General features: G+C 50.3%; 24 protein-coding genes and 1 riboswitch. Of the genes, 11 read left to right on the forward strand and 13 right to left on the reverse strand.

From position 1 onward, the window contains the following. Positions 1–464: 464 nt before the first annotated feature. Entirely contained in the window at positions 465–1,166 is a 702-nt protein-coding gene (locus PCH02S_RS25070) for a response regulator transcription factor (RefSeq protein WP_127456843.1), read from the reverse strand. Next, positions 1,135–3,384 carry a sensor histidine kinase gene (locus PCH02S_RS25075; protein WP_164819729.1) on the reverse strand — a complete coding sequence of 750 codons (2,250 nt, stop codon included), beginning with the start codon at positions 3,382–3,384 and terminating at the stop codon, positions 1,135–1,137. Before PCH02S_RS25075 ends, PCH02S_RS25070 begins: the two co-directional genes overlap by 32 nt. Before the next feature lie 247 nt (positions 3,385–3,631). Between PCH02S_RS25075 and PCH02S_RS25080 the strand changes: the two genes are divergently transcribed. Together PCH02S_RS25080 and PCH02S_RS25085 are read left to right on the forward strand one after the other, a co-directional pair. Continuing rightward, positions 3,632–4,042 carry a MarR family winged helix-turn-helix transcriptional regulator gene (locus PCH02S_RS25080; RefSeq protein WP_127456845.1) on the forward strand — a complete coding sequence of 137 codons (411 nt, stop codon included), beginning with the start codon at positions 3,632–3,634 and terminating at the stop codon, positions 4,040–4,042. A 118-nt stretch (positions 4,043–4,160) separates the two neighbouring features. After that, a complete protein-coding gene (locus tag PCH02S_RS25085; protein ID WP_127456846.1) occupies positions 4,161–5,006 on the forward strand; it encodes an SDR family oxidoreductase in 846 nt (281 codons plus the stop codon). 52 nt (positions 5,007–5,058) lie between these two features. Here PCH02S_RS25085 and PCH02S_RS25090 read toward each other — a convergent pair whose 3' ends face one another. Beyond that, complete coding sequence (locus tag PCH02S_RS25090) at positions 5,059–5,355, reverse strand: Rieske (2Fe-2S) protein (protein ID WP_127456847.1); 297 nt, start codon at positions 5,353–5,355, stop codon at positions 5,059–5,061. A gap of 415 nt (positions 5,356–5,770) precedes the next feature. On the opposite strand from PCH02S_RS25090, the gene PCH02S_RS25095 reads away from it, so the two are divergent. From PCH02S_RS25095 to PCH02S_RS25105, 3 genes are all read left to right on the forward strand, one after another. Beyond that, positions 5,771–6,562, forward strand: coding sequence for a hypothetical protein (locus PCH02S_RS25095; protein WP_127456848.1), 792 nt, complete (start codon positions 5,771–5,773; stop codon positions 6,560–6,562). Between the two features lie 106 nt (positions 6,563–6,668). Beyond that, positions 6,669–7,364 (forward strand): response regulator transcription factor, encoded by a 696-nt coding sequence (locus PCH02S_RS25100; protein WP_127456849.1) that lies wholly within the window; start codon positions 6,669–6,671, stop codon positions 7,362–7,364. Next, the gene (locus PCH02S_RS25105; RefSeq protein WP_127456850.1) at positions 7,361–8,977 is read left to right on the forward strand and encodes a HAMP domain-containing sensor histidine kinase; all 1,617 of its coding nucleotides are present in this window, start codon (positions 7,361–7,363) and stop codon (positions 8,975–8,977) included. The genes PCH02S_RS25100 and PCH02S_RS25105 overlap by 4 nt, the downstream gene beginning before the upstream one ends. An 88-nt stretch (positions 8,978–9,065) precedes the next feature. Here PCH02S_RS25105 and PCH02S_RS25110 read toward each other — a convergent pair whose 3' ends face one another. Continuing rightward, entirely contained in the window at positions 9,066–9,995 is a 930-nt protein-coding gene (locus PCH02S_RS25110; protein ID WP_246069250.1) for a DMT family transporter, read from the reverse strand. 163 nt (positions 9,996–10,158) lie between these two features. Further along, positions 10,159–10,308: riboswitch (FMN riboswitch) on the reverse strand. A 176-nt stretch (positions 10,309–10,484) separates the two neighbouring features. On the opposite strand from PCH02S_RS25110, the gene PCH02S_RS25115 reads away from it, so the two are divergent. Beyond that, positions 10,485–10,661 (forward strand): YjfB family protein, encoded by a 177-nt coding sequence (locus PCH02S_RS25115; protein WP_127456852.1) that lies wholly within the window; start codon positions 10,485–10,487, stop codon positions 10,659–10,661. An 86-nt stretch (positions 10,662–10,747) separates the two neighbouring features. Here PCH02S_RS25115 and PCH02S_RS25120 read toward each other — a convergent pair whose 3' ends face one another. Then, positions 10,748–11,296 carry a CBO0543 family protein gene (locus tag PCH02S_RS25120; protein ID WP_127456853.1) on the reverse strand — a complete coding sequence of 183 codons (549 nt, stop codon included), beginning with the start codon at positions 11,294–11,296 and terminating at the stop codon, positions 10,748–10,750. 122 nt (positions 11,297–11,418) lie between these two features. Continuing rightward, positions 11,419–12,324 (reverse strand): DMT family transporter, encoded by a 906-nt coding sequence (locus tag PCH02S_RS25125; RefSeq protein ID WP_127456854.1) that lies wholly within the window; start codon positions 12,322–12,324, stop codon positions 11,419–11,421. Positions 12,325–12,442: 118 nt separating this feature from the next. Here PCH02S_RS25125 and PCH02S_RS25130 point away from each other — a divergent pair, with 118 nt between their 5' ends. Both PCH02S_RS25130 and PCH02S_RS25135 read left to right on the forward strand, forming a co-directional pair. After that, positions 12,443–13,891 (forward strand): aminotransferase-like domain-containing protein, encoded by a 1,449-nt coding sequence (locus PCH02S_RS25130; RefSeq protein ID WP_127456855.1) that lies wholly within the window; start codon positions 12,443–12,445, stop codon positions 13,889–13,891. Positions 13,892–14,181: 290 nt separating this feature from the next. Continuing rightward, positions 14,182–14,688 carry a CBO0543 family protein gene (locus PCH02S_RS25135; protein ID WP_127456856.1) on the forward strand — a complete coding sequence of 169 codons (507 nt, stop codon included), beginning with the start codon at positions 14,182–14,184 and terminating at the stop codon, positions 14,686–14,688. 57 nt (positions 14,689–14,745) lie between these two features. Here the strand turns inward: PCH02S_RS25135 and PCH02S_RS25140 are convergent, their stop codons facing one another. Beyond that, positions 14,746–15,483, reverse strand: coding sequence for a ThuA domain-containing protein (locus PCH02S_RS25140; RefSeq protein ID WP_127456857.1), 738 nt, complete (start codon positions 15,481–15,483; stop codon positions 14,746–14,748). 205 nt (positions 15,484–15,688) lie between these two features. On the opposite strand from PCH02S_RS25140, the gene PCH02S_RS25145 reads away from it, so the two are divergent. Continuing rightward, positions 15,689–16,633, forward strand: coding sequence for a helix-turn-helix domain-containing protein (locus tag PCH02S_RS25145; protein WP_407670129.1), 945 nt, complete (start codon positions 15,689–15,691; stop codon positions 16,631–16,633). A 2-nt stretch (positions 16,634–16,635) separates the two neighbouring features. On the opposite strand, the gene PCH02S_RS25150 is transcribed toward PCH02S_RS25145, so the two are convergent. Genes PCH02S_RS25150 through PCH02S_RS25160 form a run of 3 tightly spaced genes read right to left on the reverse strand, consistent with a single transcriptional unit; the run spans position 16,636 to position 18,616 of the window. Next, positions 16,636–17,457, reverse strand: coding sequence for an SPL family radical SAM protein (locus PCH02S_RS25150; RefSeq protein ID WP_127456859.1), 822 nt, complete (start codon positions 17,455–17,457; stop codon positions 16,636–16,638). A gap of 26 nt (positions 17,458–17,483) precedes the next feature. Continuing rightward, positions 17,484–18,047 carry a methylated-DNA--[protein]-cysteine S-methyltransferase gene (locus tag PCH02S_RS25155; protein ID WP_127456860.1) on the reverse strand — a complete coding sequence of 188 codons (564 nt, stop codon included), beginning with the start codon at positions 18,045–18,047 and terminating at the stop codon, positions 17,484–17,486. 23 nt (positions 18,048–18,070) lie between these two features. Continuing rightward, positions 18,071–18,616 (reverse strand): bifunctional transcriptional activator/DNA repair enzyme AdaA, encoded by a 546-nt coding sequence (locus PCH02S_RS25160; protein ID WP_127456861.1) that lies wholly within the window; start codon positions 18,614–18,616, stop codon positions 18,071–18,073. A gap of 156 nt (positions 18,617–18,772) precedes the next feature. Between PCH02S_RS25160 and PCH02S_RS25165 the strand changes: the two genes are divergently transcribed. After that, a complete protein-coding gene (locus PCH02S_RS25165) occupies positions 18,773–19,714 on the forward strand; it encodes a DNA-3-methyladenine glycosylase family protein (RefSeq protein ID WP_127456862.1) in 942 nt (313 codons plus the stop codon). A 28-nt stretch (positions 19,715–19,742) separates the two neighbouring features. Next, positions 19,743–20,354 (forward strand): DedA family protein, encoded by a 612-nt coding sequence (locus PCH02S_RS25170; RefSeq protein ID WP_127456863.1) that lies wholly within the window; start codon positions 19,743–19,745, stop codon positions 20,352–20,354. A 59-nt stretch (positions 20,355–20,413) separates the two neighbouring features. Here PCH02S_RS25170 and PCH02S_RS25175 read toward each other — a convergent pair whose 3' ends face one another. The 3 genes from PCH02S_RS25175 to PCH02S_RS25185 all read right to left on the reverse strand — a co-directional run bounded on the left by PCH02S_RS25175 (position 20,414) and on the right by PCH02S_RS25185 (position 26,830). After that, positions 20,414–21,262, reverse strand: a complete 849-nt coding sequence (locus PCH02S_RS25175; RefSeq protein ID WP_127456864.1) for a hypothetical protein — start codon at positions 21,260–21,262, stop codon at positions 20,414–20,416. Positions 21,263–21,361: 99 nt separating this feature from the next. Next, positions 21,362–22,585, reverse strand: coding sequence for a multidrug effflux MFS transporter (locus tag PCH02S_RS25180; protein ID WP_127456865.1), 1,224 nt, complete (start codon positions 22,583–22,585; stop codon positions 21,362–21,364). A gap of 672 nt (positions 22,586–23,257) precedes the next feature. Then, positions 23,258–26,830 (reverse strand): OmpL47-type beta-barrel domain-containing protein, encoded by a 3,573-nt coding sequence (locus tag PCH02S_RS25185; RefSeq protein ID WP_127456866.1) that lies wholly within the window; start codon positions 26,828–26,830, stop codon positions 23,258–23,260. Between the last annotated feature and the right edge of the window lie 56 nt (positions 26,831–26,886).

Genomic DNA, 26,886 nt, shown 5'->3' on the forward strand with positions numbered 1-26,886 from the left:
ATCAGCTGCCTCGATCATATCTAGCTACTTTTCTCGTGGTCAGACAGCCTTTTGTGCGCTCTCAGCCAAATTTTGCTGCCACTTCCACACTTTCTTCCACCGAGACGGCCTAAACGGCTGTCTCGATCACATCTAGCTACTTTTCTCGTGGTAAGACAGCCTTTTGTGCACTCTCAGCCAACTTTTTGCTGCCACTTCCACACTTTCTTCCACCGAGACGGCCTCCCGGATGGGAACTACAGGGCACTATTTCTTCCAAAAGCACCCAGTTTCGAGCTGAGAGGAAACTACGGTCCGCTATTTGTACGCTTCTGGTGGGAAACCCACCAATCCCGTGCAATTAAGGCCCCGTAGTTCCCTTCCCGGCTCCAAACCCTCCATAATCGCCAAAATAGAGGACCCTAGTTCCCCTGACTCCTCGGCAACGGGGCGACTTTGCGCTCTCAGACGAGGGGCTTCCGCGTTCACTCCTGCTTCGCCATGTAACCTACCCCCGGGTAGGTTACAATGAGCTCCGCAGCAGCGCCTTCCGCTGCGCTTTTGATCTTCTGGCGGATGCGGGCGATGGTGACCCGCAGGTACTCGACCTCATCGCGGTACTCGCTTCCCCAAACCTCGCTGAGCAGCTGCTCATGGGTCATGACTTTCCCCGCATGCTGCAAAAGCAGCGCAAACAGGTTGTACTCGGTCTCCGTGAACTTCACCTCGGTGTCGCCCAGCCAAATACGGCGCTGGGCGAGGTTCGCGATCACAGGGCCGAGCGTGATCTCGCTCGTGGTGACCGGCGGCGCCATGCGGCCATCCATGCGCCGCAGCACGGCATTCACTCGCGCGAAAAGCTCGTCTAAGGAAAATGGCTTGGTCAAATAGTCATCCGCCCCGAGGTTAAGCCCCTGCACTTTGTCCGCTCCATTGCTGCGTGCTGTCAGCATGATGACCGGGACGCTGGAGTAGGAGCGCAGCCTTTTTAACACGTCGAATCCGTCCATACCCGGCATCATCAGATCGAGCAAAATTAAATCCGGATCGAACTCTTCGGCTTTCTCCAGCGCTTCTGCCCCGCTTTGGCAGGTTAAGGTTTCAAAATCCAACGATTTGAGATTCGCCGCGATAAAACGCACAATTTTCGGTTCATCATCGACGACCATGATTTTCTTCTTGTTCATGTCCGTTCTCCTCCCCTTGAAACCTCGGTATGGAGAGAGTAAATGTGCTTCCCACACCAAGCTTGCTTATTACATGAACTTCTCCGCCGTGCGCATCCATAATGCCCTTGCAGATCGCCAGCCCAAGTCCAGTCCCTCCGGATTGGCTCCTCGAAGAAACATCCACCCGGTAGAACCGGTCAAATAGCTTGTCCACGTGCTCCGCAGCGATGCCAATGCCATTGTCCTGCACGTCTACATACACAAAATGCTCATCCGCATGAGCCGTAATTCGGATAATCGGATGCTGCGTATTATACCGAACGGCATTCGTGAACAAGTTCACGAGCACCTGCTCCATCCGCAGTTTATCCGCATAGATTAACGGCGTATCCTCCGCCACGTTCACCTCAAATTGGGTATGCATGTCGTTCGCCTGCTGCGGAAGTCTGCGCATCGCGCTTTCGACAACGGCCTCCACACGAAGCGGCAGCGGATTGATTCGCATGGCTCCGGAATCGATTTTGGAGATATCCAGCCAGTCGTCAATCAGATCCTGAATGCGCCCAATATCTTCGTGAATGCCTTCTAGCAGCTCCTGTTTAAAGCTTTCTTCCCACTTCGCATCGACTCGAAGCAGCGTTTCTACACTGCCGCGTATGCTGGTGATGGGCGTTTTGAACTCATGGGAGGCGAGTGAGATCAGATCATTTTTCAAAGCATCGATTTCATGCTCCTTCGTCATATCGCGCCACACATAACCTCGGCCAAAAACCCGCCCTTCTCTAGCCACCTGAAAAGCCGATACCATCATAAACCGTTCTTTGCCCTGACCGCTTTTTACCGTAAAAGTCCCCTGCACCCTCGGCCCCGCCGTCAACTTCTCCAGTTCATCCTGACGTTCAGGCAGCAGCAGCGCAATGCGGTCGAACAACGACGATTCCTGCATAATGGCCAGTTCCGGCATCGGAATAGCGAAAATTTCAGCCATCCGATGATTGGCATACACCACTTGATGCGCCATATCGATCAATACGACGGCATCGGACATGCTCTCCAGCACCGCATTCAATGTCGCATGCTCATCCTGCAGCCGCTGGGTCCTCTCCTCGACACGGTCTTCCAGCTCACTGTTGAGCTGCAGCAGCGCGCCTTGATTCTCTTTGATCTGCTCAGCCATCTGGAAGAAATCGTCCGCCAGCAATTGCAGTTCCAGGGGCGCACCTTGCGGAACGACCTTGCTGTCCGGCTCTACGAAGGTTCCTCCTGCCAGGCGCTGCGTGTATCCAACCAAAGCATGGATGGTGCCATTCAACCTTTTCGCCAAAAGACTGCCCAGCAGCACCGTCAAAATAAGCGTAACCAACAACAGGAAAATCGTAATGCTTAGAGACTCTGTAAAAGCGGCATTAACCGCCGCTTTGGATTTGCTCACCCAAACGATCCAATCAATATCGGGAATGGCTTTGTAAGTGATCAGTTCTTTTTGCTTGGCATTGCTTAGTTCATACGTTCCTTCGCCTTGCTTCCGACTCCGTGCATCTGCAACGACTGGCTCCTGCGATAAATCCGCCAACGTTGCAGTCAATGTCTCATTCGGATGATAGATGGGCTTGCCCGCATGATCCAGTACAACCGGATACGCTTCTTTGCCGTAATCATACTTCGTTACAAGCTCCTTGATCGGCGTAAGCTCCAGCACAGCGAGCACAAAGCCATCGGGCTGTTTATTGCTTTTATAGATGGGCACTGCAATGGCGACAGCCGGCTGATTCAGCCCCTCCGGTCCGAGGAAAAGCGACGAGATGATGGTGTTTTGAGCGGTCTGCACCCGCTTGGTGTAGTCCCGATCTTTCACATCTGTGCCGATCAGCGAATCATTGGCTGTGGTATGCGTAGCCTTGATAAAGCCATTTTGATCCACCACATAAATGCCTGAAAATCCCGCCAAGTTCATCTGCAGCGATTGCAGCTTCAACGTCAAGCTCTCGCGCGTCCGAAAGGCCGCATCCGAGGCTGAAATCGTGGCCGCCAGCGTTTCAACCGCATTGCGGTGATAGTACATATAATCCTGCACAGCGTCCCCGAGACGATAGGTCGTCAGCTCCTGGTTCCTATTGGACTCCTGCGTAATATGCGTAATTTGATAAACCTGAAAGGTGCCAAGAATCAGAACCGGAATCATTGCCATGATAGCGAACGTTACCGTCAAATGTGATCGCATGGAATAATGCTTCATAAGCGTTCCCCCGCCCTTCCTTGATCCCTCTATTTTATCATTAGAAAAAATGTAATGAAAATGAAATGTGTTTTTCATCTGCTTTTAATGAACTGGGCCTATAATAAGTCTCAACCCCCCTTTAAAATATATATACTTAAGACCTGCAGCCCGTTGCTGTGGGTCTCTTTTTTCTTTCCAGCAGCTTGGAACCCGTGTATGACCTTGCTATAATGTATAGATACTAAACAAAAAGGGCGGCTAAACCATGGACCAAGATCTCCTCATCACGTACAAATTTCGCGAAATTAAAAATGCCCTCTCCTCCTATTTGACGCAGGTGCTTCCCCATTTTCACATTTCACCGATCATGATGTATGCGTTAGAGTTTCTTCGCAAGCATCCGGACTGCATCGCCGTTGATATCGCGAATGAATTTGGCCTGACTCGGGGAGCGATTACGCAACTGCTGGATAAACTAGAAGAGCAGGAACTGGTGATTCGCAAGCCTCATCCTACTAGCCGCAGAAGCCTGTTGCTGCAAGTAACGGACAAAGGAAACAAGCTTATAAACGATATCTTGGAAGCGTATAATAACAAAATTGAACAGCTCTTCACGCCTTATAACGAAGATGAGCTTGCGCAGCTCAAAAAGCTATTGGAGAAGCTGCCGTTATAGCACGAAAATCCCGACATTCACGCGTTGGGATTTTTTTAATGTCTTGACTAATCTGTTGAATTGACATACTGTATAGTTATTAAACAGTTTAATACATTAACATTTGGAGTGATAAATGATGAGCAAAAGCAAAGTTATCGCGATTACCGGCGCCTCCTCTGGCATCGGATTAGCGACTGCCCAGAAATTTGCAAAGTTAGGCTGGACGGTATATGCCGGAACACGCCATGTGGACCGTGACCGGGAACAGCATGGGCACCTTGCCAATCTTCATTTTATAGAAATGGAAGTAACAAGCCCTGAGTCGCTGGAGAAAGCTTTTGCTGAGATCGACAGTAATCACGGTTACTTGGACGTCCTGTTCTGCAATGCCGGTTTTGGTTTTTTAAGGGCATTAGGACAAGCGACGATGGAAGATATTCATCGGGTTTATGATACAAATGTATATGGAGTTATGCATACGATCCGCGCTGGGCTTCCGCTTTTGCGTAAATCCGATGCCGGCCATTTGGTAGCAACAACAAGCGTTGGCGGGCTGGTGGGACAACCTTTCAATGAAATCTACTGCTCGGCTAAATTTGCCGTTGAAGGCTTATTAGAAAGCTTAGCCACCTACTACAAGCCTACCTTCAACATTGATGTTACGCTGCTTGAGCCGGGTGCTATTGCCACTAATTTCAACCAGACGGTCCTTGGGCATGTTCAAGAAACCGGGGGTATTCTGGAAGATGAATATAAACCGATCATCACGCAATATTTGGACGCCTTCTCCAAACGGAACTCGGTGCCCCAAACGTCGGAATCGGTCGCCGAAGTCATGGTGAAGCTGATGGACATGGAGCCGAAACCGCTGCGCATTCGCACTTCTGAGGCAGCGGAAGCTTTTGTACAATATAAAGTCAGCCAAGACCCTACCGGTTTGGACGGGATGCTGAACACACGTAAGCTGCATTTGAATTTATAAAAAAATCAGGACCCGCCTAACCGTTCGACGGTTAAGGCAGGTCCTTTTGTTTTTACACATGCGCAATAAGCTGGCCTTCTTTGACGGTAACGTCATAAGCCGTAAGGCTTTTGGTCGGAACATTCAGGCATGCGCCTGAGTGTAGATCGAATGTCCAGCCATGCATCGAACAAACGAACTCCCCCTTTTCAGCCTCCACAATAGCGCCGGCATGCGGGCATCGACTGGATACGAGCCGGTACGTCGCTTGATCCTCAGCTTGAATTAACCAATACAAGTTCTTATCGAACACAACTTCTGCGGGCAGCTTGGTGAAACTCTCTACAGGCCCTAGCAGCACTTCTTTCATGTAGACACCCCTCTGTTCATTCTGTTCCAGCATACAGTTTACTACATTTTCGACAATACATTTAACACCTTATTGGATGAAACCCAACGAACCGGTCGATTAAATCGCAAAATTCTACTTTTCATTGGATGAATTCCAATGGAACCACTTAATCCTACTTGATTTTGCCCCTTTCAATCCCACCTCGTTGGAATCTATCCAATGAGATAACCAATACAAATCTCCAAACACCTATTACATTGGATTACGTCCAATGTAACCCCTGCACGCTCCATATCAAAGCTTCAGCACCCATAATGCCAACACATAATTTCCCACAATGTTACGATAGGATGTCCATAATCTTACGGTACATTTAGGTTGTAAGGGAGAGGCACTCACCTACATACCCCAATATTGAGAGGAGTTTTCTACAATGAAAACACAATGGAAACGTCGCGCAAGTCAAGCTAGTCTGCTAGCTTTTATGGTAACAATGGCTTTCGGAGCAGTAGGCAGCGCATCAGCGGCTGACACTGCTGCAACAGATAACAAAGCAAGCACCGCAATCACATCAGCAACACCGGTAATGGCAACCAGCGCGGTTCAACTGCGCACAAGCTCAAGCGGCCTATTGCTGCAACCAGCTCATGAGCGCAACTATTTGAAGCTGCTAGTCAGCAACTATGCTCCAGAGAGCTTGGCCGACTGGAAACAAGCGTTAGAGGATCGGAAACAAGCGGAAAGCGAGATGCCGAAACCTGCTTTTGCCAAAACAATGGTAATCAAAAGCGCCGCTACGATTCAGCCGGCTTCTCAAGGTACATTGGAAACTAAAATGTTCAAACTCGATCCTGCTCAGACGGTTCCAACTTTACCTGACGGCGAAGCGGCTCAACTAGTCCCAGGTAAAGACGTTAAGACGTTCACCATTATCAAAAAAGACGGCGCGGACACTACCGCAGCCATCCAAGCACTTCCACTTGAGGGAACAGCTATCTCTGGTGATATAATTAAAGCCGAACCATCCGAAGCGTTCAAGCGCCAGCAAAAGCTAGCGGAAGCTGTCGAAGCTGATGATGCAGCAACTATTCAAAGCCTGCTGCCTGAGCTTCTCACGGATTACAAAAAAGAAACGGAATCGCTGCGCAGCCTTGCAAAAACATTGAAAGAACAAGCTGCCAAAGCCGATGAGAAATCAACAGAGAAAGCTGAAGAATCTAACTAATTTTTCACATAGATAAAAAAGTTGACCTTTCCGGTGGACCGAACGCAAAATGATGCGAACGGCTCCACCTTTTCCCCATCGCTGATTAGAAAGAAGGAGAAACTGCATGTATCGCATTCATTTAGTAGAAGACGAAGAGCATCTCAGGGGCGTTCTGGCCGCCTATTTGGAGAAAGAGGGGTGGCAAGTGCGTTCGTTCGCTGACGGGACCTCGGCAAGATCCGCCATATCCGAGCGGCCGGACTTGTGGGTCCTCGATATCATGCTCCCCGGCGTAGACGGCTATCAACTCATGCGCGAGATTAAAGCGGATCAGCCGGCACAGCCCGTAATTTTCATATCGGCGCGAGACGCGGATATTGATCGGATCGTTGGCCTGGAGATGGGTAGCGATGACTACTTGGCCAAGCCTTTTTTACCTCGCGAGCTCGTCATTCGCACTCGTAAGCTGCTGGAGCGCGTGTACGGCGGACACCCTGCCGGCCTGATGCCTGCGCAGCTGGAACGCCGCTCGAAGCTGAATGTGGCTCCTTATCTGATCGATGAGCAAGCGCGCACCGTAACTGCTGAGGATGGCAGCAAGCTGGAGCTGACCTCCAAGGAATTTGAGCTGCTGCTCTATTTGGTAAGCCATCATGGGCAAGTGCTGGAGCGTGAACAAGTGCTCCAAGCTGTTTGGGGAATCGACTACTTCGGAACAGACCGGGTCGTGGATGATTTGGTACGCAGGCTTCGCCGCAAGCTGCCGGAGCTGCGTTTAGAAACCGTATACGGATACGGATACAGGATGGTGAAAGCATGACGTTCCGATTAGGACAATGGCCGCTGGCCATGAAGCTTTGGGGAGCATTCGCGGCTTTAACGCTGCTCATTTTTACACTGCTTGCTGTTCTGCTGCCTTGGACGTTGAAGGGATTTTTTACAGAGCAGCTGTATGATATTTTACTGGATACACAAAGCGGGCTTCGTATGGAAGCAACGACGTTGACGGCACCGACCCTAACCCTGGCTACAAAGGGTACAACCGCGCAAATGACGGATATCATAACGAATGTAAAAACGTTGACACCAATCAATCAAGCTGTTCCTGATGCTGATGCCTTACAATCGGAAACAATGCCGGAGGCGAATAGCATACAAATGGGCAACGCTATGCCTATTATTCCATTGGAAGCCTCTATTGCAACGAAGGTGATGTCTCCCTTTACAGCAACTTTGAGCGCCCCTGCGATCCGGCATTTTACAATTAGCGGCACCCAAGAGTCACTGGCCCTTAGCAAGGCGTTCACGAGCGGCGAGCCGTTCATGCAAGCGATGGAACAGGATGCTTTTGCCCAAAAACAGCCCGTTGCCAAGTATACGACCATTATTGATAAGAAAAGTATCTTTTACGTGATTCGCAAAGAACTAGTTCAAGGCCAACCCAGCTTTATCGTTTCTTATGCCTGGGGCAATTATCGCAACGATCTGGTCATGACCATGTTCGGCAGACTTATGCTGATGATGGTCGGTCTCATCGTGATTTCATGGCTGCCTTGTCTGATCATCGCCCGCTACTTCACTCGTCCGCTCGTTCAGATGGAGCAGCACGTTGGACGTATGGCTGAACGAGATTGGCATGACCCGATTGAAACCGGGCGCAAAGATGAAGTGGGACGTCTGGCCAAAGCGATTGAAGCGATGCGGCAGCGCCTCGTGCGCCAGGACAAGGCGCAGCAGTTTTTCCTCCAGCACACTTCTCATGAGCTGAAAACCCCGGTCATGGTGATCCGCAGCTATGCCCAGTCTATTCTCGACGGCGTTTTTCCGAAAGGGACCTTAGGCGAAAGCTTGGGCGTCATTCTGAAGGAAGGCGAGCGCCTCGAGAAGCGAATTCGCGACCTGCTGCTGCTCAACAAGCTGAACTATGTCACCGCTCGCGAGAAGCCGTTCCGCCCTTTCGAGCTGCATGAGGTCATCGAAGATGTGGTTGAACGGCTGCGCTATCGCCGCCCTGAAATCGAGTGGGAGATAGAGCTCCCCCCTGCTACCTTGCATGGCGATCCCGATCAATGGAAAATCGCCTTGGAGAACATGCTCGACAATCAGCTCCGCTATGCCAAAAGCGGCATCCGAATTCTCCTCTCGCCGCCTTCTAATGGCGATGGCAAGGAAGCTGCAGCCGGATTCTCGCGGCTGCAGATCAGCAACGATGGTCCGCCGCTCGATCAAGCGATCGCGGACAGCCTCTTTGAGCCCTTCCGCTCTGGCGGGGACGGCCAGTTCGGGCTTGGTCTTGCCATCGTGAAGCAGATCATGGACCATCACGGAATGACGGTGCGCGCCGCGAACGAGCGAGGCGGGGTTTCCTTCTACCTTGAGCCTGGGGAAACAGCGCAAGTGGATCGTAAACTCAAGGTTCCGAAGGTTTCTTGAGGGTGCTTGTGTTTGAGAGGCTGGCAGACAAAAGAGGCTTCCCACGGTCAAGGTCGTCATGTGACCGAGGGAAAGCCTCTTTCTTTTTTTATGCCGCAGCTTTGCTCTGATTGCGGCTCATGACCCACAAGGTGAGCCAAATCACGATGAAGCCGGCGAGCTGTCCTACGGTCAGCTTTTGCCCGAAAACAAGCCAGTTCACGCAGACGCCAACCGCTGGGAACGCAAGCTCCGCCAACGTTGCGAAAAACGCCTTGGTCGAGGTCAGCCCTTTATAATAGAGGAGCATGGAGAGCAAGCCCGGGAAAAACGCTTGGAACAAAAGGTTAACGGCAATAAGTATTAAGCCGCCGCTAGTTCCGGTTACATGCCAAGCATCGCCGCTAGCCACAAGTACGACCGTCAGCAACGGGATAGCAAGCAGGAAGCGCAGCGAAGTAACAATGGGGAAGTCGAGCTTTTTCTGCAGCAAGTACTTACCCATGACCGTCGAGCCGCCCCATAAGCCTGCTGCAAGAATAGAGAATAAGCAGCTTATCGTTCCTAGATCTTTGAGGCCCATCTCTGGCGACGAAAAGCCGAATGTCAGCAAATACGTGCTTAGCAGCGCCACCGCAATATAAGCAAAAAATTTGGAAGGCAACGTCTCTTTGAGCATTACGCGAGCTAAAATAATAGCGAATAAGGGCTGTAATTTCTGTAAAAGCAATATCGCGTTCGCATTACCATGCGAGAACGCAGCAGTAAACAAGATCGTTGCTATCGCCGATCCGCCCCAGGAGATGAACAGCAGCGCGCCGATGACGCCCAGCGACAGCTTACCGATCAAGGTTTTCCGGTACTTCACGAGTATTGGCACCGCATAGCAGGCAAGGAGCAGGTGCTCAATAAATACGATTTGCGCTGATGAAAAACTTTTTAACAGCAAGATCCGAAAGAGCGGGTCGAGCCCCCAAAGCGTAGCTCCTAACGCCACATACCAAACTCCGCTGATGCCCCCTGAGCGCGCTGAAACCACATTCGCGTGCTTTGTTCCTAACTTAACTACATTTTCCAATTCAAAAACCTCCTAAGGATTTTTTGAATTGAACCCTCTGAAAAGAGACAATGCCCCCGCTTCATGATCAGCGGGGGCATTGACAAACAGACCTGTCAAATACCTAAGTTTTTGACAAGCTGTTTTTCACCTTCTCCCATCCGGACTATAACCGTCGGCCCTGGATTCTCACCAAGTCAGTCCCAGCCTAACAGGCCGGGAGTCGCGGGCTTGAGATACATCTACACGTATCCTCACCGCCGGTAGGGAATTGCACCCTGCCCCGAAGATTCAATTATTCAATTTGTGGTCACTTACAAAACATAAGTGATATTTATTCCTGAATATTAGCACCATAAAATAAAAAAAGCAAGGATTTTTCATCCGCGATTCCTTGCTTTAAGCTAAGCAATTGCCGTTCATTTTCCGATATATAACATGTTAGCCCATTAATCATAAAGGAGGAAACTCATGGACGTTCCTGCACTTTCCATGTCCGCAGCTCAGGGCAGCTTAGCTCAAGCTGTACAAATACGGGTTCTTAGCATGGCTAAAGATCAATCCACGCAGCAAGCTCAACAAATGGTACAAATGATGCAACAAAGCGTACAGCCAAATTTGGGTGGAAATCTAGACATTCGCGTCTAATTTTCCACTTGAGAGAAGGAGAATGAAAAATCCTCCTTCTTTTTTTCTGCTGATGCTGTATAATCGTGACATCATGCACGCTGGCTTTACTTCATTTTAGCAATCGGAATATGGAAATATAGAATCAAGAAAACCACACCTGCCACACACAGCAACCACGCCCATAGCGGCCTCGTAAAATGCAACCGCAGCCCAATGAACATGAAAACCCAGACCGCGATTGACCACCAAAAATTCCAGTTGTTATGATAGGTAAGCATTTTTATTAACAGAAATAGTCCTTCAATGCAGGTGAATACAGCCGACCAAATAGCGATATAGATGATTTGTCTCAGTGGACGCGACTTAAGGGGATATTTGTGCAAGTACACCATCACTATGCAGGGAAGATTACTAAAAGCAATCATAAAATCGGCAATTGTATGATTAGGCGTTACCGCGGATTTATGAAAAACCCATAGTGAATAATTATAGCTTAGAAGGCTAATGAGAAAATCCACGCAGATGGCAAAAAGAATAGTTGGATAGTAGGTCTTCCAATTTCTCCAATCCCCGAAAAACCAAGCTGCAATCAAGCATAACAAGGCCATGATTACAGGTAAATATGAAACAATCAATGCTGTTATGTGACCCATCACTTAGCTCCATTCCATCAAACTCGTGCTGCCTCCATTCAACCCTGCGGTCCTGTGGTTATTATTTCTATAAAGGTTGTTTCGTATGAAACAGAACGCAATTTACTTACCATTTTTCGCACTCACGCCGTTTTTCGTCGTTGCATCAATGCTTTCAAACTATCCAGATTCGCACAAATTGTCCCGGCAATGACGGTAACCACGCCTACAGCTGTGACCCAAGTGATGCTCTCTTCATAAAACACGACCCCCACCGCCAAGGCAATCAACGGAGAAATGTACAGCCATGTCGCTGGAAAAACGGGATTCGTTTTAGCTACTAACCAATAGAACAAACTATGCCCCACCATGGAGCCAATCACGATTAAATACAGCAGAGAGCCGGCTGCTTTTGGAGAAAATAAGCCGTGAACGTTCACAGGTTCTGTAAAAAATGAAAGAATCAGCAGCAGCAATCCTCCGCATATCATCTGTGCCGCGTTCAGCGCAATCGGCGACGCCTCGGGAAATTGCTGAATAACCTTTTTGGAGTATAGCGTTCCCATACAATAGAACAGTTCACCGACCAGAATCGCCACGCACCCGATCAGCCAAATGATGTTGGCGGATACCGCAAGTTGTGGCAGCAAAAGGATGATAATACCTGCAAAGCCAAGTATGCAGCCAAATACAGAGAGCCTTGTCGTCTTCAGACGCAATACGAAGGTTTGAAGCACTAGAATCATTATTGGTCCAGTAGCCGATAAGACGGCTGCAATCCCGGAAGACACATATTGCTCCGCCCAGTACAAGGTTGAGAAGGTGCCGAATGTGAGACCGATGCCCGTAAGCAGCATCTCTTTGCGAAACAAAAGAGCTAAGGCCGCTTTTTTCCGCCACACTAACCAACAGAACAATAACATCCCTGCAATAAAAAACCTCAAGCCTGCTGAGAAAAATGGCGGTGCTGACGCATCCACCCCAACCTTAATCGCCAGAAATGTCGTGCCAAAAATTAGACAGATAAGTAAATAATTAAAAATAATCATGACTGTTCTCCCCCTCTTGGTATGTATCATACTAGGTAAGCAACAGAACAGATGCATGACACTAGAACAGTTTTCCAATGATTGTTGTATCATAGAGTAAACAAAGGGGGAAAATCGGATGAAGACGCCAGGAACATCTGGAAAAGAAGCTAATCTGCTTTTCAGGCAAACTTATGAGTATATGGTTACCCGCATGGATCGCGGCGAGTGGCAAGCCCATGACAAGCTCCCCTCCATCCGGCGTCTTGCCGAAGAGCTGCAGGTACACAGGCTGACTGTTTTTCGTGCTTATCAGATGCTAAAACAGCATGAGAAGGTTTACGTCAAAGAGAAATCCGGTTATTACGTAAGTCCCTGCAAGACAGAGGAGCAATCCCATACAGAACATGCGGAAAAAGGTCGTTCGTTCACCGTGTCCAACGCTCTAAAAAACTCCCTGTCCGAAATTCAGCAAATCCCTGTCACGTACCAATTCTCACAGGCTTTGATCGATCCCAACTTGCTGCCGAATCTTTTTCTGTCCGAACATGTGAAAAAAGTTTTCGACATTTATCCAAAGCTCATGGGCACCTACTCCAGCGCACAAGGGGATGAGGAGCTTCGCGAGTATCTCTGCCGATACATGGTTCGGCATCATAACCTCCAGCTCGCTGCAAGCGATCTTTTGATTACCACAGGCGGCCAGCAAGCCATAGACCTCATCTCGCGGATCTACATCCGCCCCATGGATCCGATCTTGGTTGAGCGGCCGACGTATAGTGCTGCGCTTGATATTTTCCGCCAGCAGGGAGCGCGGTTTATTCCTGTCGAGATCAGCCCGGACGGCTATGATCTTGCAAAACTCGAGAAGCTTATGGAGAAGCATAAACCACGGCTGTTTTATATGAATCCTACCTTTCATAATCCTACCGGGTACACGGTTCCGGCCGCACAGCGCAAGCAGCTCGTTGATCTGGCTGAACGCTATCGCTGTCTCTTGATCGAAGATGACGCCATTCACGAGATGTACTTGGACCAACCTCCTCCTTCGCCTATGCTGACTTATGACACGGAAGGCTGGGTCGTGTATCTCCGCAGTTTTAGCAAATATATCGCGCCTGGGCTGCGAATTTGCGCCGTCATGGGAGGCACCCATGTCATCCAATCGCTCATCACAGCCAAATCATTAGCGGACAACGGCACACCGCTCGTTAATCAGAAAATGTTCCTGCATTATTTCGAATCTCCCAGAATGCAGCAGCATTTGGAGAAACTGCGCATTGCCCTGCAGATCCGAAAAGAAATTGTAGAGCAAGAGTTAGCCTCTACCGGATGGCGCTGGGTAAGCCCTGAGGGTGGTTTCAACCTATGGCTCCAGCTCCCGGATCATATCCCGGTCCAGCAGCTGCTGGAGGAGTGCCTCCGGCAATCTGTCTCTTTCGTGCCTGGCGTGATCTGCGATCCGCTCAGAGAGATGTGCTCCTGGATCCGTTTAAGCTATTCCTTCGTGAATGAGGAGCATTTACGAGATGGCGTCAGACGGCTTATCGCTATTGCGGGGCGTTATGCGAGGGATAGCGAGTGTTAGCGTGAGGTTAGCACGAAAATCTAGAACGCAGAGGAACTACGGGCCGCTATTTGTTCCAGAAACTGCTATTTGGTATATCTAAAGGAACTACGATCCTCTATTTTGCTAATAATGGCACTAATTCAGCTTGGTGATGAGAAATAAGACCCTGCTGTTCCATCAAAACAGGGAAAAGGATAGCTATAGCCAAAATAGTGCCCCATAGTTCCCCTTCCCCAGCACGTGTAAAATTTTACACTTTTGCAGAAACTAACCCTACATTTACGACTCATATCTAGGGGCTTTTTAACGTGATTTTAATTACGAATCTACTTTTCGTTATAGCAGCAATTGTTTCACGAGCCTATAAGCAGTGGAATAAATACTACGACGTCATGCTTTTTGTCTCTTTTTGCAATTTGCTTTACAATTTCCTGTGTCACGATTACATAATTTGGTCGTTTTACCCTGATTTATTGTTAAACCACAAAACGGCCGACCTTGTTAACACGTTCCTGCTGCTCCCAAGTACAACACTGCTGTATCTAACTTTCTTTCCTGCGGCCAAACGCAACCAAGTAATTTACTATTTCCTGTGGGTAACCGGTTATTCGGCGCTTGAATATCTGTGGTATGCTTACGGCCGGATCACTTATCATCATGGGTGGCACTTTGTATGGTCGATTGCTTTTTACTTCTTCATGTTCTTGGCCATCAGACTGCTTCATAGCCATCGAGCTGCCGGGCTGCTTCTTTCTGTTGCGACCATCACATTCTTGATCATTTATTTTCATATCCCAATCTGGAAACAGGAATAAACAAAAAAGGGGTGCCCCGCGAGTCTGCAAAAGACCAACTGGGCACCCCTATTCATATTAAGCTTTAACTTTTGCTTTAATTTCTTCAAGCGGCTTATGATTGCCGTATTTCGGATACTCACGTGTGGACGGAGCAGCCCATTGAACCGCATTGGAGATTACGCGGCGGATTTGCTCATTGTAGTACGTGCGGTATGTCTCATGACCTGGACGGAAGTAGAAAATCTTCCCGTTTCCGCGGTTAAACGTGCAACCACTGCGGAATACTTCTCCGCCTTCGAACCAGGAAACCATGATTAACTCATCCGGCTGCGGGATATCGAAGTGTTCTCCGTACATTTCCTCAGCTTCAAGATCGATGTACTCCCCAATGCCTTCCACGATTGGATGACCTGGCGCAACAACCCAAATGCGCTCTTTTTCGTCCGCTTCACGCCATTTGAGGTCACAGGAAGTGCCCATCAGCTTCTTGAACACTTTGGAGAAGTGTCCGGAGTGCAGCACGATTAGCCCCATGCCTTGCCATACGCGCTTTTGAACGCGCTCTACGATTTCGTCTTGCACTTGGTCGTGCGCTTTATGTCCCCACCAGATAAGCACATCGGTGTTATTCAAAACCTCTTCGGTCAAACCGTGCTCGGCATCGTCCAGAGTCGCATAAGTGACTTCTACATTCCCGCTAATGCCTTCGCCAATTGCTGTATGAATGCCGTCCGGGTAGGCGGCGCGTACAATTTCACTTTCTTTTTCATGACGGTACTCGTTCCAAACCGTTACTTTAAGTTTTTGACTCATCTTCTTATTCCCTCCAAGATAGCGTATTCATTCATAATGTGAGTATAGTCCGTACCTTCCCGGAATGAAAGGCAAGATTGTGCCTATTTATTATTCAATAGTGTCCTCGGCATGTAAACAGTGTTATACTTTCTCTTGATAAACCTTACCTGTAACGTCGTTTTACATATTCAAAAATGTCCTACCCTATAGCGAGGTATACGAAATCATGGAATCCGCACATAGTGCTTTCTCCGAAATTGTCAATGAAGAAGTCATTTATCAGAATCCGCTGCTTTTCCTAAAAATATGGGAGCTTGGCTCCGACTCCGCTCACTTCGGTGTCCCAACGCCTTGGCTTTGGCATTCGCATAAGCAGGTTGAGTTTCTGGTCGTCATGGAAGGCCTCCTGGCTATTCAAACCAAACATGAACTAGCCGTGTTATCCGCAGGAGATGTGATCGTGTTGGGTTCCTCCCAGCCCCATCGGACGTACAAATACGCCGCCGGCCCCTTGCGGCAGATCGTATTCCAGATTGATCTCAAGCAGCATTTTGACCTGAGTACGATGCCTTACCTGCATTGCTTCTCGGAGCTGACGCATCCGCTTGAGCAGTTCAACGGGCTTTTCCGGAGCAATCCCGCCGTGAAGCAAGCCGCTTATGAGCTTATTCTTCAGATTTTCGAAGAGTCGCAGTCCCGCAAAATTGGCTACGAGCTGGCTATCAGCGCAGCGATCAAGAACCTGCTGCTGCTTATGTTGCGCAATGACAACCGTGATCTGTCCGCACTTGCGGAGGATTCAGGCATCGCTCGCTTGCGCCCTGCGCTCGACTATATCGACAATCATCTTGGCGAGCGAATTACAGTCGAAGAAGTCTGCTCCTTGCTCAATTTAAGCTATCATTACTTTATTAAGTATTTCAAAAAAGTGATGGGGATATCCTTCGTGGATTACGTGAATTACAAGCGCATCAAAAAAGCCGAGCGCCTCCTGCTAACAGGAGACCTCAGCATGATGGAAGTCAGTTTCGAGGTTGGCATCCTCAATATGGCGCAGTTCTACAAGCTGTTCAAGCGGCATAATCAATGCTCGCCCAAAGAATTCAAACAACGCATGCGCAGCCAAACGGGGGTCACCCCCGCCCCCCTGCTGGCGCAAGCGGATTAACGTCAGCCAGGCAGGAAACCCTGCTGGCTGACCAACACACGCTCCTGCGGAAAATGCCGCAGGAGCTGTTCGTGCACGCGCTTGTACGCATCCGGACTGTACCAGTCCGAAAGCCCCAGCGCGTCATAGATCGCGCGCACGCCGATGCGTGCCGTGCGCCGGCCCCCACTGCCATCGCCCATGAAGTAATCGTCGATGCACACCCGCTCCACGATGCCCGCCAGCCGCTCGGCGAACTGCTCCGAGCTCGGCAGCGCCGGCGCTATCGTGGCCTGCACGGGAATGCCGCGAGCGGCGAGCTCGCGAAGTGCTGTGAGCCGCGCCGGTATCGGCGGCGCGGACGGGGTGAACGCTCGGCGGACCTCCTCGCGGTCCGTCTCGACCGTCATGCTGACTCGGACACGGTCCCCGAGCAGCTCTAACAAATCCGCGTCCCGCTTCACCAGCGGGCTGCGGGTCTGAACGAACAAGAAGTCCGGCGGCTGCACGGACATCACCTCCAGGAGCGAGCGGGTGATCCGCTCCTTATACTCGCTCGGCTGATACGGGTCCGTCGCCGAGGACATGAAGATCGTGACCGGGCCTTTGCGCTTCGCTTTGGCCAGCTCGTTCTCCAGTAGTTCCGCGGCATTGGCCTTCACATCGACCCAGGTGCCCCAGGACTCCATGCGAAACAGAGCCACCGGCATCTGTCTCACGTAGCAGTAGGAGCACGCAAAGGCGCAGCCGGTATACGGGTTCAGCGTATGCGAATATCCCTCGAGAAAGCCGCTGGCTTTCGTGAGCAGCGTTTTCGCTGACTTGTGGTTCACCTCAGTCTGCATACGTACTCCTCCTCCCTTTTTGCTGCTTACAACCCGACCTTTTCCAGAACCAACAGTTTCTCTTTATTCACCAATCCGCCGCGATAGCCGGTTAACGCACCGTCTTTTCCGACCACGCGATGGCACGGCACTACAATAAGAACCGGATTGGCGCCAATGGCTGTACCGACGGCCCTTACTGCGCTGGCTTTATCCAGCTTCTGAGCCATCTGTGAATAACTTACCGTTTCACCATGCGGTATTTCTTTTAAAGCGCGCCACACGGATTGTTGAAATTCTGTCCCGCGCAGATCCAGCGGCAATGTGAACGTTTTGCGCGAGCCTCGCAGATACTCCTCCAGCTGCTGCACATAAGGCTCTAATGCGGCCTTATTTTCCATCCAGCTATATTCAGGGAAACGATGCTTAGCCCATTTGGTTAATTCGGACCACGCTTCTGCATCAACGCCTCCCCGCTCAGCATCTTCCGCTTGATACTGCAAATAGATCAACCCATCGTCTGTTGCCGCGATCAAAAAGTGACTATCCAATAAACGAACTACACGCCAATATATGGATTTAGCCGCTGTCCTCGCTTCATTTGTTTGCATCCAAGAACCCTCCTCGGTTATGGTTAGATGGTGGTACAAGATTGACGAAATTCCGATGGCGTCACACCCGTTTTTTTCTGAAATACAGTGGTAAAATGAGCGGCATTCGCAATACCCACCGACGCACCGATGACATTCACAGGCTTATCTGTTTCTATTAAAAGCTGCTTAGCTGCTTCAATTCGTTGATGTTGAAGATAAGTGAGAGGCGTAACGCCCTTCACGCGTTTGAATGTCCTTTGCAAATGATAGACGCTGGCATAAAATTGCTCGGCCAATACCGAGAGCGTAATCGGTGCGGCATAACTTTCCTTAATATAGTCGGCTATCAGCTCGATCCACTCTTCATCCGGCAGCCGTAAGCCATCAGGCCTGCATCTTTTACAAGGGCGAAAGTGTTCCGCAACCGCTGCTTGGCGATCAGGAAATACCCGGACATTTTCCCGCTTCGGCACCCTCGATTTGCAGGATGGCCTGCAGAAGATCCCTGTTGTCGTGACCGCATAATAAAATGTGCCATCATAACTCGCATCATTTCCAATAATAGCTTGCCAATATCTTTCTTGCATGGCTTCGCTCCTCTCCGTGCCTTCCCTCTTACTAGCTCAGTATACCCAAACGGGTCTTCACTTGTAAGGGATGCGAGATGAGAAAGCAAGATTACGAAAGCCGCCTTCAGCGATAATAAAGGTAGTCCAACTAACCGATTATAGGAGAAATGACTTATGCCTTCTTTTGACCCTTCACTTCTTACCTGGAGCGAGCAGACAAGCTCTTTCACCCTGCCACTGCCTGAACCTTTTCGATATGAGCAAAATCTTGGCTATTTGACCCGCTCCACAAATGAATGTCTATTCCATGTGGATAACTCAGATATTTATAAGCTGCTCCTAGCCCGGGATAACCGCGTGCTGATCGCTGTCAACAGTGAGGATAACTTGCAGCTGCGCATTCGTGTGCTATCCAGCACCGATACCCCTGTGACTCCAGCTCTTCTTGAACATGTCGCACGATATGTGTGGGAATGGTTTGATCTCCGTACAGATCTTGCTCCGTTCTATGCGCTGGCTGAACACGATCCTCTGCTCGACCGAGTCACTCGGGACTTTTACGGGCTTCGCCTGCTGGGGATTCCGGATCTGTTCGAAGCGATGAGCTGGGGGATTATGGGACAGCAAATCAACCTCGCTTTTGCCTATACACTCAAAAGACGACTCGTGGAAACCTTCGGTACCCGGCTGGACTGGCAAGGACGAACGTATTGGGCGTTCCCTGCGCCTGAGCGGATTGCCGAGCTTGCACCGGAAGCTTTGACAGCTCTGCAATTCACGGGTAAAAAGGCCGAGTACTTAATCGGCGTTGCCCGGATGATGGCGGAGGGCCGGCTGGACAAGGAACAGCTGCTGGAGATGAAAGATTTTGCGGCTATGGAGAAAGAATTGCTGAGCATTCGGGGCATCGGCCCCTGGACGGCCAATTACGTCCTTATGCGGTGTCTGCGCAACGCCGCCGCTTTCCCGATTGCGGATGTCGGTTTGCATAACGCGCTGAAGCATGTGCTTGGCTTGGACGAGAAGCCGACTCTCCCCCATATTCGCCAACTTGCTGAAAACTGGAAAGGCTGGGAGGCTTATGCTACTTTTTATCTATGGCGTGTCCTCTACTAGAGCATGAGAAAGAAGGAGCGAACTCACAGTGAAATTTCTAGGATTAGTGGAACAACTATTTGCCCAATACGGTTACTTGGTCCTGCTGCTCGGGCTGCCGCTTGACGTTATCGCGCTTCCGATCCCTCCTGGCAATACAACCATGACCTATACAGGGTATTTATCCTATAAAGGGGTGCTGAGATGGGCGCCGGCGATGTTATCCGCCTGGGTCGGTTCGACCATCGGTATGTCGATCACCTATTGGATTGGGTATAAGCTGGGGATGCCGATTATCGAGCGTTTTGGCAAACTGCTGTTCCTGAAACCCAGTCATTTGGACAAGACACGGAGCTATTACGAAAAGTTTGGCAATAAAGTGCTTCTGTTCAGCTTCTTTATACCTGGGATCAGGCAGTTTATTTTCTACTTTGTAGGCATCATTCGCATTCCATTCCGGGTTTTTGCGATGTATGCTTTCACAGGTTCTGCCTTATGGGTCGTCGCTTTTTTCGGCATTGGCTACCTGTTCGGCGAACAGTGGCAGGCGATTTTCATGTGGGTGGAGAAATTTTTGATCTATGCGATGATTGGCGCGTGCGCTGTGCTGGCGGGGATCCTGCTAGTTAAATGGCGAAACCGTTTAAAGACGGGGATTTGAACGTATAAAAAGGTTGCCCCATCGGTCACAGAGATCGATAGAGGCAACCTTTCTTTGATTTATTGTGGTGTTGCTGACGGTTCTGGCGTTGCTGTTGACTCTGGTGCTTTCGGATGACCTGGTTTTCCTTTGAATTTAAAACCTTCATGACCCGAACCTGGTTTCATCGGAGGTACTCCGCCTTTGCGTTCAACGAAGCTTTTCAGCTCATCCGTTAAATGATCTTTCAGCTTTGTGATCAGTTGATCCTCAGTAATGCCTTTATCTTGGGCGATTTCAGCCAGAGACTTCCCTGCTTTGCGCTGTGCAGCAAGCTCATCTTCCGTGATCCCCAGAATCGTCGCGATTTCAGCGGAATTGCCGAACATTCCGCCCGGCATCATGCCTCCATGCGGTTGCGCGCCTTTGAAGTCCATGGTGCGCGGTTTGGACTCGACCATTTTTTTCAAGCGATCCGCTAAGCCAGATTTCATTTTGTCGGCCTGCTCCTGCTTCAATTTCCCGGCTGTAACTGCATCATCGATCTTCTTAGTCTCAGCTTCCGTTAATTTGGCCAGAAGTGCATCTTCCGTCAGATTCGCTTTCTCTTGAGCGATTTGTACCAGTGTTTTACCTTGTTTGATCTCATCTTTCAACACAGCCTGATCAATCCCAAGAACGGCAGCGAAATCGATGGCGCCTCCTTTGCCGAATTCAAATCCGCCTTTGGCCGGCCCGTGACCTTGGTTATTGAAACCTCCGCGAAAATCTTTATGATGGTTATCCTTGAATTTGTCCTTCTGAGGTGCAGGCGTTACCGTACTCGTCTCATCTGCGAATACCTGGTTATGCTGAAGCGCAAGGCCACCGCCAATAAGTAGTCCTGCTGCGAGCGTACTGACCAGCACTTTCTTGTGAATAAGCTTCATCCTGTAACTCCACCTTTTTCATGAATTGGTCTAAGTTTCTTCAGTATATCGGACAATTGTGAAAAAAATTTGAAGTCACAGCTCATTCCGTCAAAAAGTTTACGCTGTCTTTCTGCCCTTTGTCATGCCTACGAAACAGAGAATGGCCCCTATCTCCATACAAGCAATGATGATGCCTAGCGGTACTGCAGTCTGGCTGCCGCCAAGACCAACAAGTGGAGCAATCAGGCCCCCGATGATAAAAGATAGCAGTCCCAGCAGCGCCGCAGCACTCCCCGCCGTTTTCCCTTGACTCTGCAGAGCAAGTGAGGAAGTGGCCACGGAGACAGGGCCTACGCTGGAAACGATGAAGAAAAAGGCAACTAGGATGGCCGGAAGCCCTGCCCCGATCAGAACGGCGACGAGCAGCAGCAGGCCGCCAAAAGCGGCCATGGCCAGCCCTCCTGCCAGCAAGCGATGGTCGCTTACTTTGCCAGCGAGCTTGCCCGTCACTTGACCGGCAAGGATGACGCCAAGCCCGTTAACGGCGAAGCAAACGCTGAATATTTGCGGGGAAACGCCGTAAATCTCCTGCAGCACGAACGGCGAGCCGGAAATATAAGCGAACATGCCGGCAAAGACGAGCCCTTGTGTCAGCGCGTAGCCCATGAACATGCGGTTTGTGAGGAGTCCGCGGAACGTTCGCAGCGTGTTGGCGAGGCCGCCCTTGGAACGGCGATCCGGCGGATGCGTTTCCTTCAAGCCCCACGTTGCAGCTAGCAGCATCAGCACGCCAATGGCACCTAGAACAAGGAACACGCCGCGCCATGTTGTGAACTGCAGAATCTGCCCGCCTGCAATCGGCGCAAGGATGGGCGCAGCCCCGTTCACCAGCATCAGCAGCGCGATAAACTTCGTCAGCTCCACGCCTTCGTACATGTCGCGCACGATCGCGCGGGAAATGACGATCCCGGCGGCTCCCGCCAAGCCTTGCACGAATCGCAAGCCCAGGAAAACGCCGATGGACGGCGCAAACATGCACAGAATTGAAGAGATCGCGTAGAGGATCAATCCGATCAGCAGCGGCGCGCGTCTACCGCGCACATCGCTGACAGATCCTGCGATGAGCTGGCCGATGGACAGTCCCAGCATGCAGGCGGTGAGGCTCATTTGTGCGAGTGAGGTGCTGGTATGGAGATCGCCGGCCAGATTCGGCAGTGCCGGCAGGTACATATCCAGCGAGAGCGGCCCGAAGGACGCTAGTGATCCGAGCACGAGCACGATCCATAATCGGCTGTAGCGGCCTGTTGTCATGCCGGCTTGGGAAGCCAGTTGGTTGGACATTTTGATCACAACTTTCATTTAGTAGTTCAATTAAGCTAACATTGCGTTTAGATTTTGTCTAGTGTGAAAAGCAATAACCAGAGCACTGCCCACCCGCTATACTAAGAGCTAATGCGGCGAAGAAAGTCCCTATTCATCTTTAAGATGGATCAGGGGCGTTTTTTATGATAAACGACTTGTCGCTCCTTCAGGGTGAACGCGTTTGCCAGATAGGACGAAACAACGCCAATGCCTTCTCTAGAGTGCACTTAATGCAATATAGAGGACTCAATTCGGCCACTGCTGCCGTCTACGTTGTGCAAAGTACAACGTAAAAGGCCGAGTATAGCGGTTTTCACGCTATTTTGATTGAATTCATTGTAATTTGTGCAATGAAGAGCGGAGTGATGGGGCTTGAAGCTGTTCTATGCTGTACAAAGTGCAACGTAGGCATGAGGGCGAGGGGCCGTGACGGGATGCGTTGATACAGCGCGGTATGGCTACATTGCGCAAGACGGTCATACAGAGCAAATTGAATTACTTAGCGGCAAGGCGGTTAAACGCCGAACCATGATTTCTTAGCGTGACACGCACATTCGGCGCGTAACAATAAATAAGGGGTAAACACCCCTTGTGAACGCAAAGAGCCCCCAACACCCTTGGGGATGTTAGGGGCTCTATCACACTGACTCCTTACTTCGTCACGTTCACAATCAGCTTATCGCTGGAAGTAACGCCACCCGCGTTAACCAACTCGCAGCGGTATTCGTACACGCCGACAGCGCGACCCGCGATCGTGCTCACCGCGCTTTGAGCGCTGGGCGAAGCTGCGTTTAACGCCTTCGTTTCGATCAAAACACCATTTTCATACAAACGGTACTCCGTGGCATTCGTCCCCCACCACATGTTCATCGATACCTTGTAGTTGCCGTCTCCATCCCAATTGTCTTGAGAAAGGACAGGCTTGCCAGGTGCTGCATCCGTAATTTTCACAACCAACGGAGCGCTTGTTGTTGTTCCAAAAGAATTTATAAGCTCACTTGTATACGTATAAGTGCCATTGGCTTTGCCTTTTACTTCGACTTTGGCCGTTTGGGCAGCCGGAGATGCATCCGTCAGCGATTGCGTCTTAATGAGCACGCCATTTTCGTACAATTTGAACACAGATCCGTTATTGCCCCACCACATGTTCATGGTCACCGTGTAGTTACCGTCTTTCAAGCCGGTTGCTTGGCCGCTATTGTCCGACAACACAGGCATTCCTGGCGCCCCTAAGGACAATGGCTTCACAACCGTGATAGTTACAGCGCCTGTATGCACCGTTATTCCATTTAAAGTAACTGCTGCTGTTAACTGTGCAGTACCTTCTGCCACCGCGCTCACTTTACCTTGTGCATCAATAGTCGCTACAGCACCATTGCTTGTGTTATATACAATCGCAGCACCGCTAAGATCAGCCGCTGCTCCGTTGCTTAACACACCCGCTACTTGCGTAGCTGTTGTTTCGCCCGGCTTGAGCGAAGTCGTATTCGCCGAAAGCGTCGCTTGGCTAAGCGTTACTTTCGCGCTCACATTAAATGGTATAGTCGCTTGCGTTACATTACCCGCTGCATCGACAACGCGGTAGGCCACTGTGTGTGCACCTTGCGTCAAACTGCCTGCTGCAATGGATTGACCGCTGCTGATGGCAGCGCCATCCAACGTCAACGTCATCTCGGCGATACCTGAAAGTGTATCTGTACCAGCTAACACAAATGTTAATGTTTCAGCATCCGTAACGTTTCCAACTGCTTGACCCGACTGCGTTAACACGACCGTTGGAGCCGTTTTATCCAGCTTTACTTGCAAGGATTTTACAGCTTCCTCATTCCCTGCCGCATCTGTCGAGGAGTAAGCCACTGTATTCGTACCTTCCGTTTGAATCACGACTGGCGCCTCATAAGGAACCGCAGCACCGCCGTTCAAGCTGATCTTCGTTGTTAAAGCACCAGCCGTATCATCTACCGCCGACAACGTTACGGTCACATCTTCCTTATACCAGCCTTCACTATTCGCTGCGCTTGATAAGGAGGCAGTCGTAACAGGTGCTGCTGTATCGGCTGCAACCGTAAAGTCGCTTAAGCCTCTTGGTTTTAATTGGAATACACCTTTAAAAATAGCAGCAACACCTTTGATGTTTACCGTTTGTCCCGCTTGGTAAGGGAACGAGCTCAGGGTTAAGCCAGTTCTTACATCTACACGGATGTGATTGCTCACTGAACCTTTTACAGCATCAAATTCAAAAGAACCTGCCGGCGTAGCGCTGATGATATTGCTCACGGTAACATCACTAAGCTCTAGCAATTGTCCTTGATTGTCATTAGTTACTGCTGCTGCAGATATTGGTGTTGGTAATGCCGCTGCGCCTGTTTTTTCGATAGCAACTGGATCTGCTAACTCCAGCTCCGTATTGAATACAGCCGTAGATGCTGTAACCTTCACTTTATCTCCCTGATGAAAACCGCTCAGGCTTTGGAACACGTAAATTCCGCCTGTTTCATCCTGCAAGTAGAATGCCTGACCGCCAAAAGCCCCAGGCTCCGTCGTTACAACACCCTCCACCGTTACCAAGGTGCCGGCTGCTTTGCTCCGAGCATCGGAGATATTGATCTTCGCCGGGATTGGGTTTTCCTCTTCGGGCAAAGACTCCGCAGGTACGTTGCCCAGGGTAACGCTCTCGGTTTTCAGGTTCGTAGACGCTTGACGCAGGCGTAAATTCGCCGCAGCCGTCGTTCCCGGCTTAATCCGAACCATCAAATCCTTCGTTGCATGGCCGTTGATATCCGAGGTCACGCTGAACTGCGTACTATATCCGTATGCGGTAGGCCATGTGCCGTCCGCATTTTGAACCATCGCAATTTGTGTGCCGCCGCTAACCAAATAAATGCCAACGTTGAACCCCGTAACCGTTGTAGACGGAGGCAGGTTGTCTACGACAACTCGCAGAGGGAAGTCCACGGCATTCGGCAGCGTTGCTTGATGCACGAAGCTGTATGCTGCGCTAGCTGTCGCAGCAGGACCGCCATAGGAGCCCGCTTTGAACGTGCTGCGGTCATACCATTTGTAGCCGGCATTAGGCGCCGCCCAAGGCTCCGGCTGCGGCTCTGTAGAATTAGCCGGCGTCTCAAAAGGCAGCAGCGCCGTCGGCTGATCCAACTGCAGGCCGCTTACTTCCGACAAGCTCGTGTAGCTTTCTTTTTTCGCCAGCCAATTCACCATATTCACAAGCAGGACGCCGTCGTCCACTTCTTTGAAACCGTCATACGTCGTCTTCTTCGCGCCTGTATCCTCACGCAAATACTTCGGTGTCGCATCCTCCACCGGCGAGGAATCGCCGATGAATCCGGCTTTGCCCGCACCTGACTTGGCTATGGCAACAAAAGGGCCTTCCGCCACGCCGCCACCGTTATAAACACCTTGATCGACTGCGTTGGCCCAAGCCTCATTGGTTTGCGGCAAGTACACGATTCCTTTGGCCCTTGTCGGATCGATGATCGCCAGCGTTGAACCCGCATGCATCGCTACGCTGGATACACCTGTGGTGATACCGAACGACTGCTGCGGCGACACGATTTGGTTCGCATTAATATCGCCTAATGCGTTGTAGCGGAAACGCAAACCGAATTGCGTCGCTAACCAGTCCGAGCTAGCTACATCCTGCATCGCTGATGAGGCGCTTTCTTCAGCGCTCATGCCGCTGGCAGGGTTCGTCCACGCCCCACGACGGTAGCCGTTGAACACCTCCGAACCGTCCCAACGGTTTTTGTTGCGATCTGCATTGTAGTGATCGCCGATGAAAAAGATACTTCCACCGCCTTGTACATATTGTGCCAAAGCCGCTTGTTCGCTCGTCTTATAAGGTACATTAGACTCAGCTACGACAAAAACGTCATAACCGCTCAAATCGCTAAGTGTGATGGGTGTTGTTTTACGCAGTTCTTTGACATAGTAGCCGTTATTTGCTAACGCGTTTCCAAAATCTGAAAAAGCCCCGTCGATAACCCAATCCGCAGCCCCAGCGGTTTGTTCATGCGTGTTGTCGAACAGCACCTTTTTCCCTGCATTTTCGTTGACTACTTTCGCTTCAATGAATGGAGCCGGATCACTTGGCCCTTCCGCCATAACTGCCTGCCAGCTGCTTGTAGCCAGCACTTGTAGAGGTAGCGCTACTGTTAAAGCCAGCGCTGCTTTTACCGCTTTTGCTTTCCATCCCGCTCTCGTACCCATTACAAATTCCTCCCTTATCATCAATGTGACAAGCCTAGTACCGCCCCTAATTTTAC

This window comes from Paenibacillus chondroitinus NBRC 15376 (assembly GCF_004000765.1).
Classification (GTDB): domain Bacteria; phylum Bacillota; class Bacilli; order Paenibacillales; family NBRC-103111; genus Paenibacillus_E; species Paenibacillus_E chondroitinus.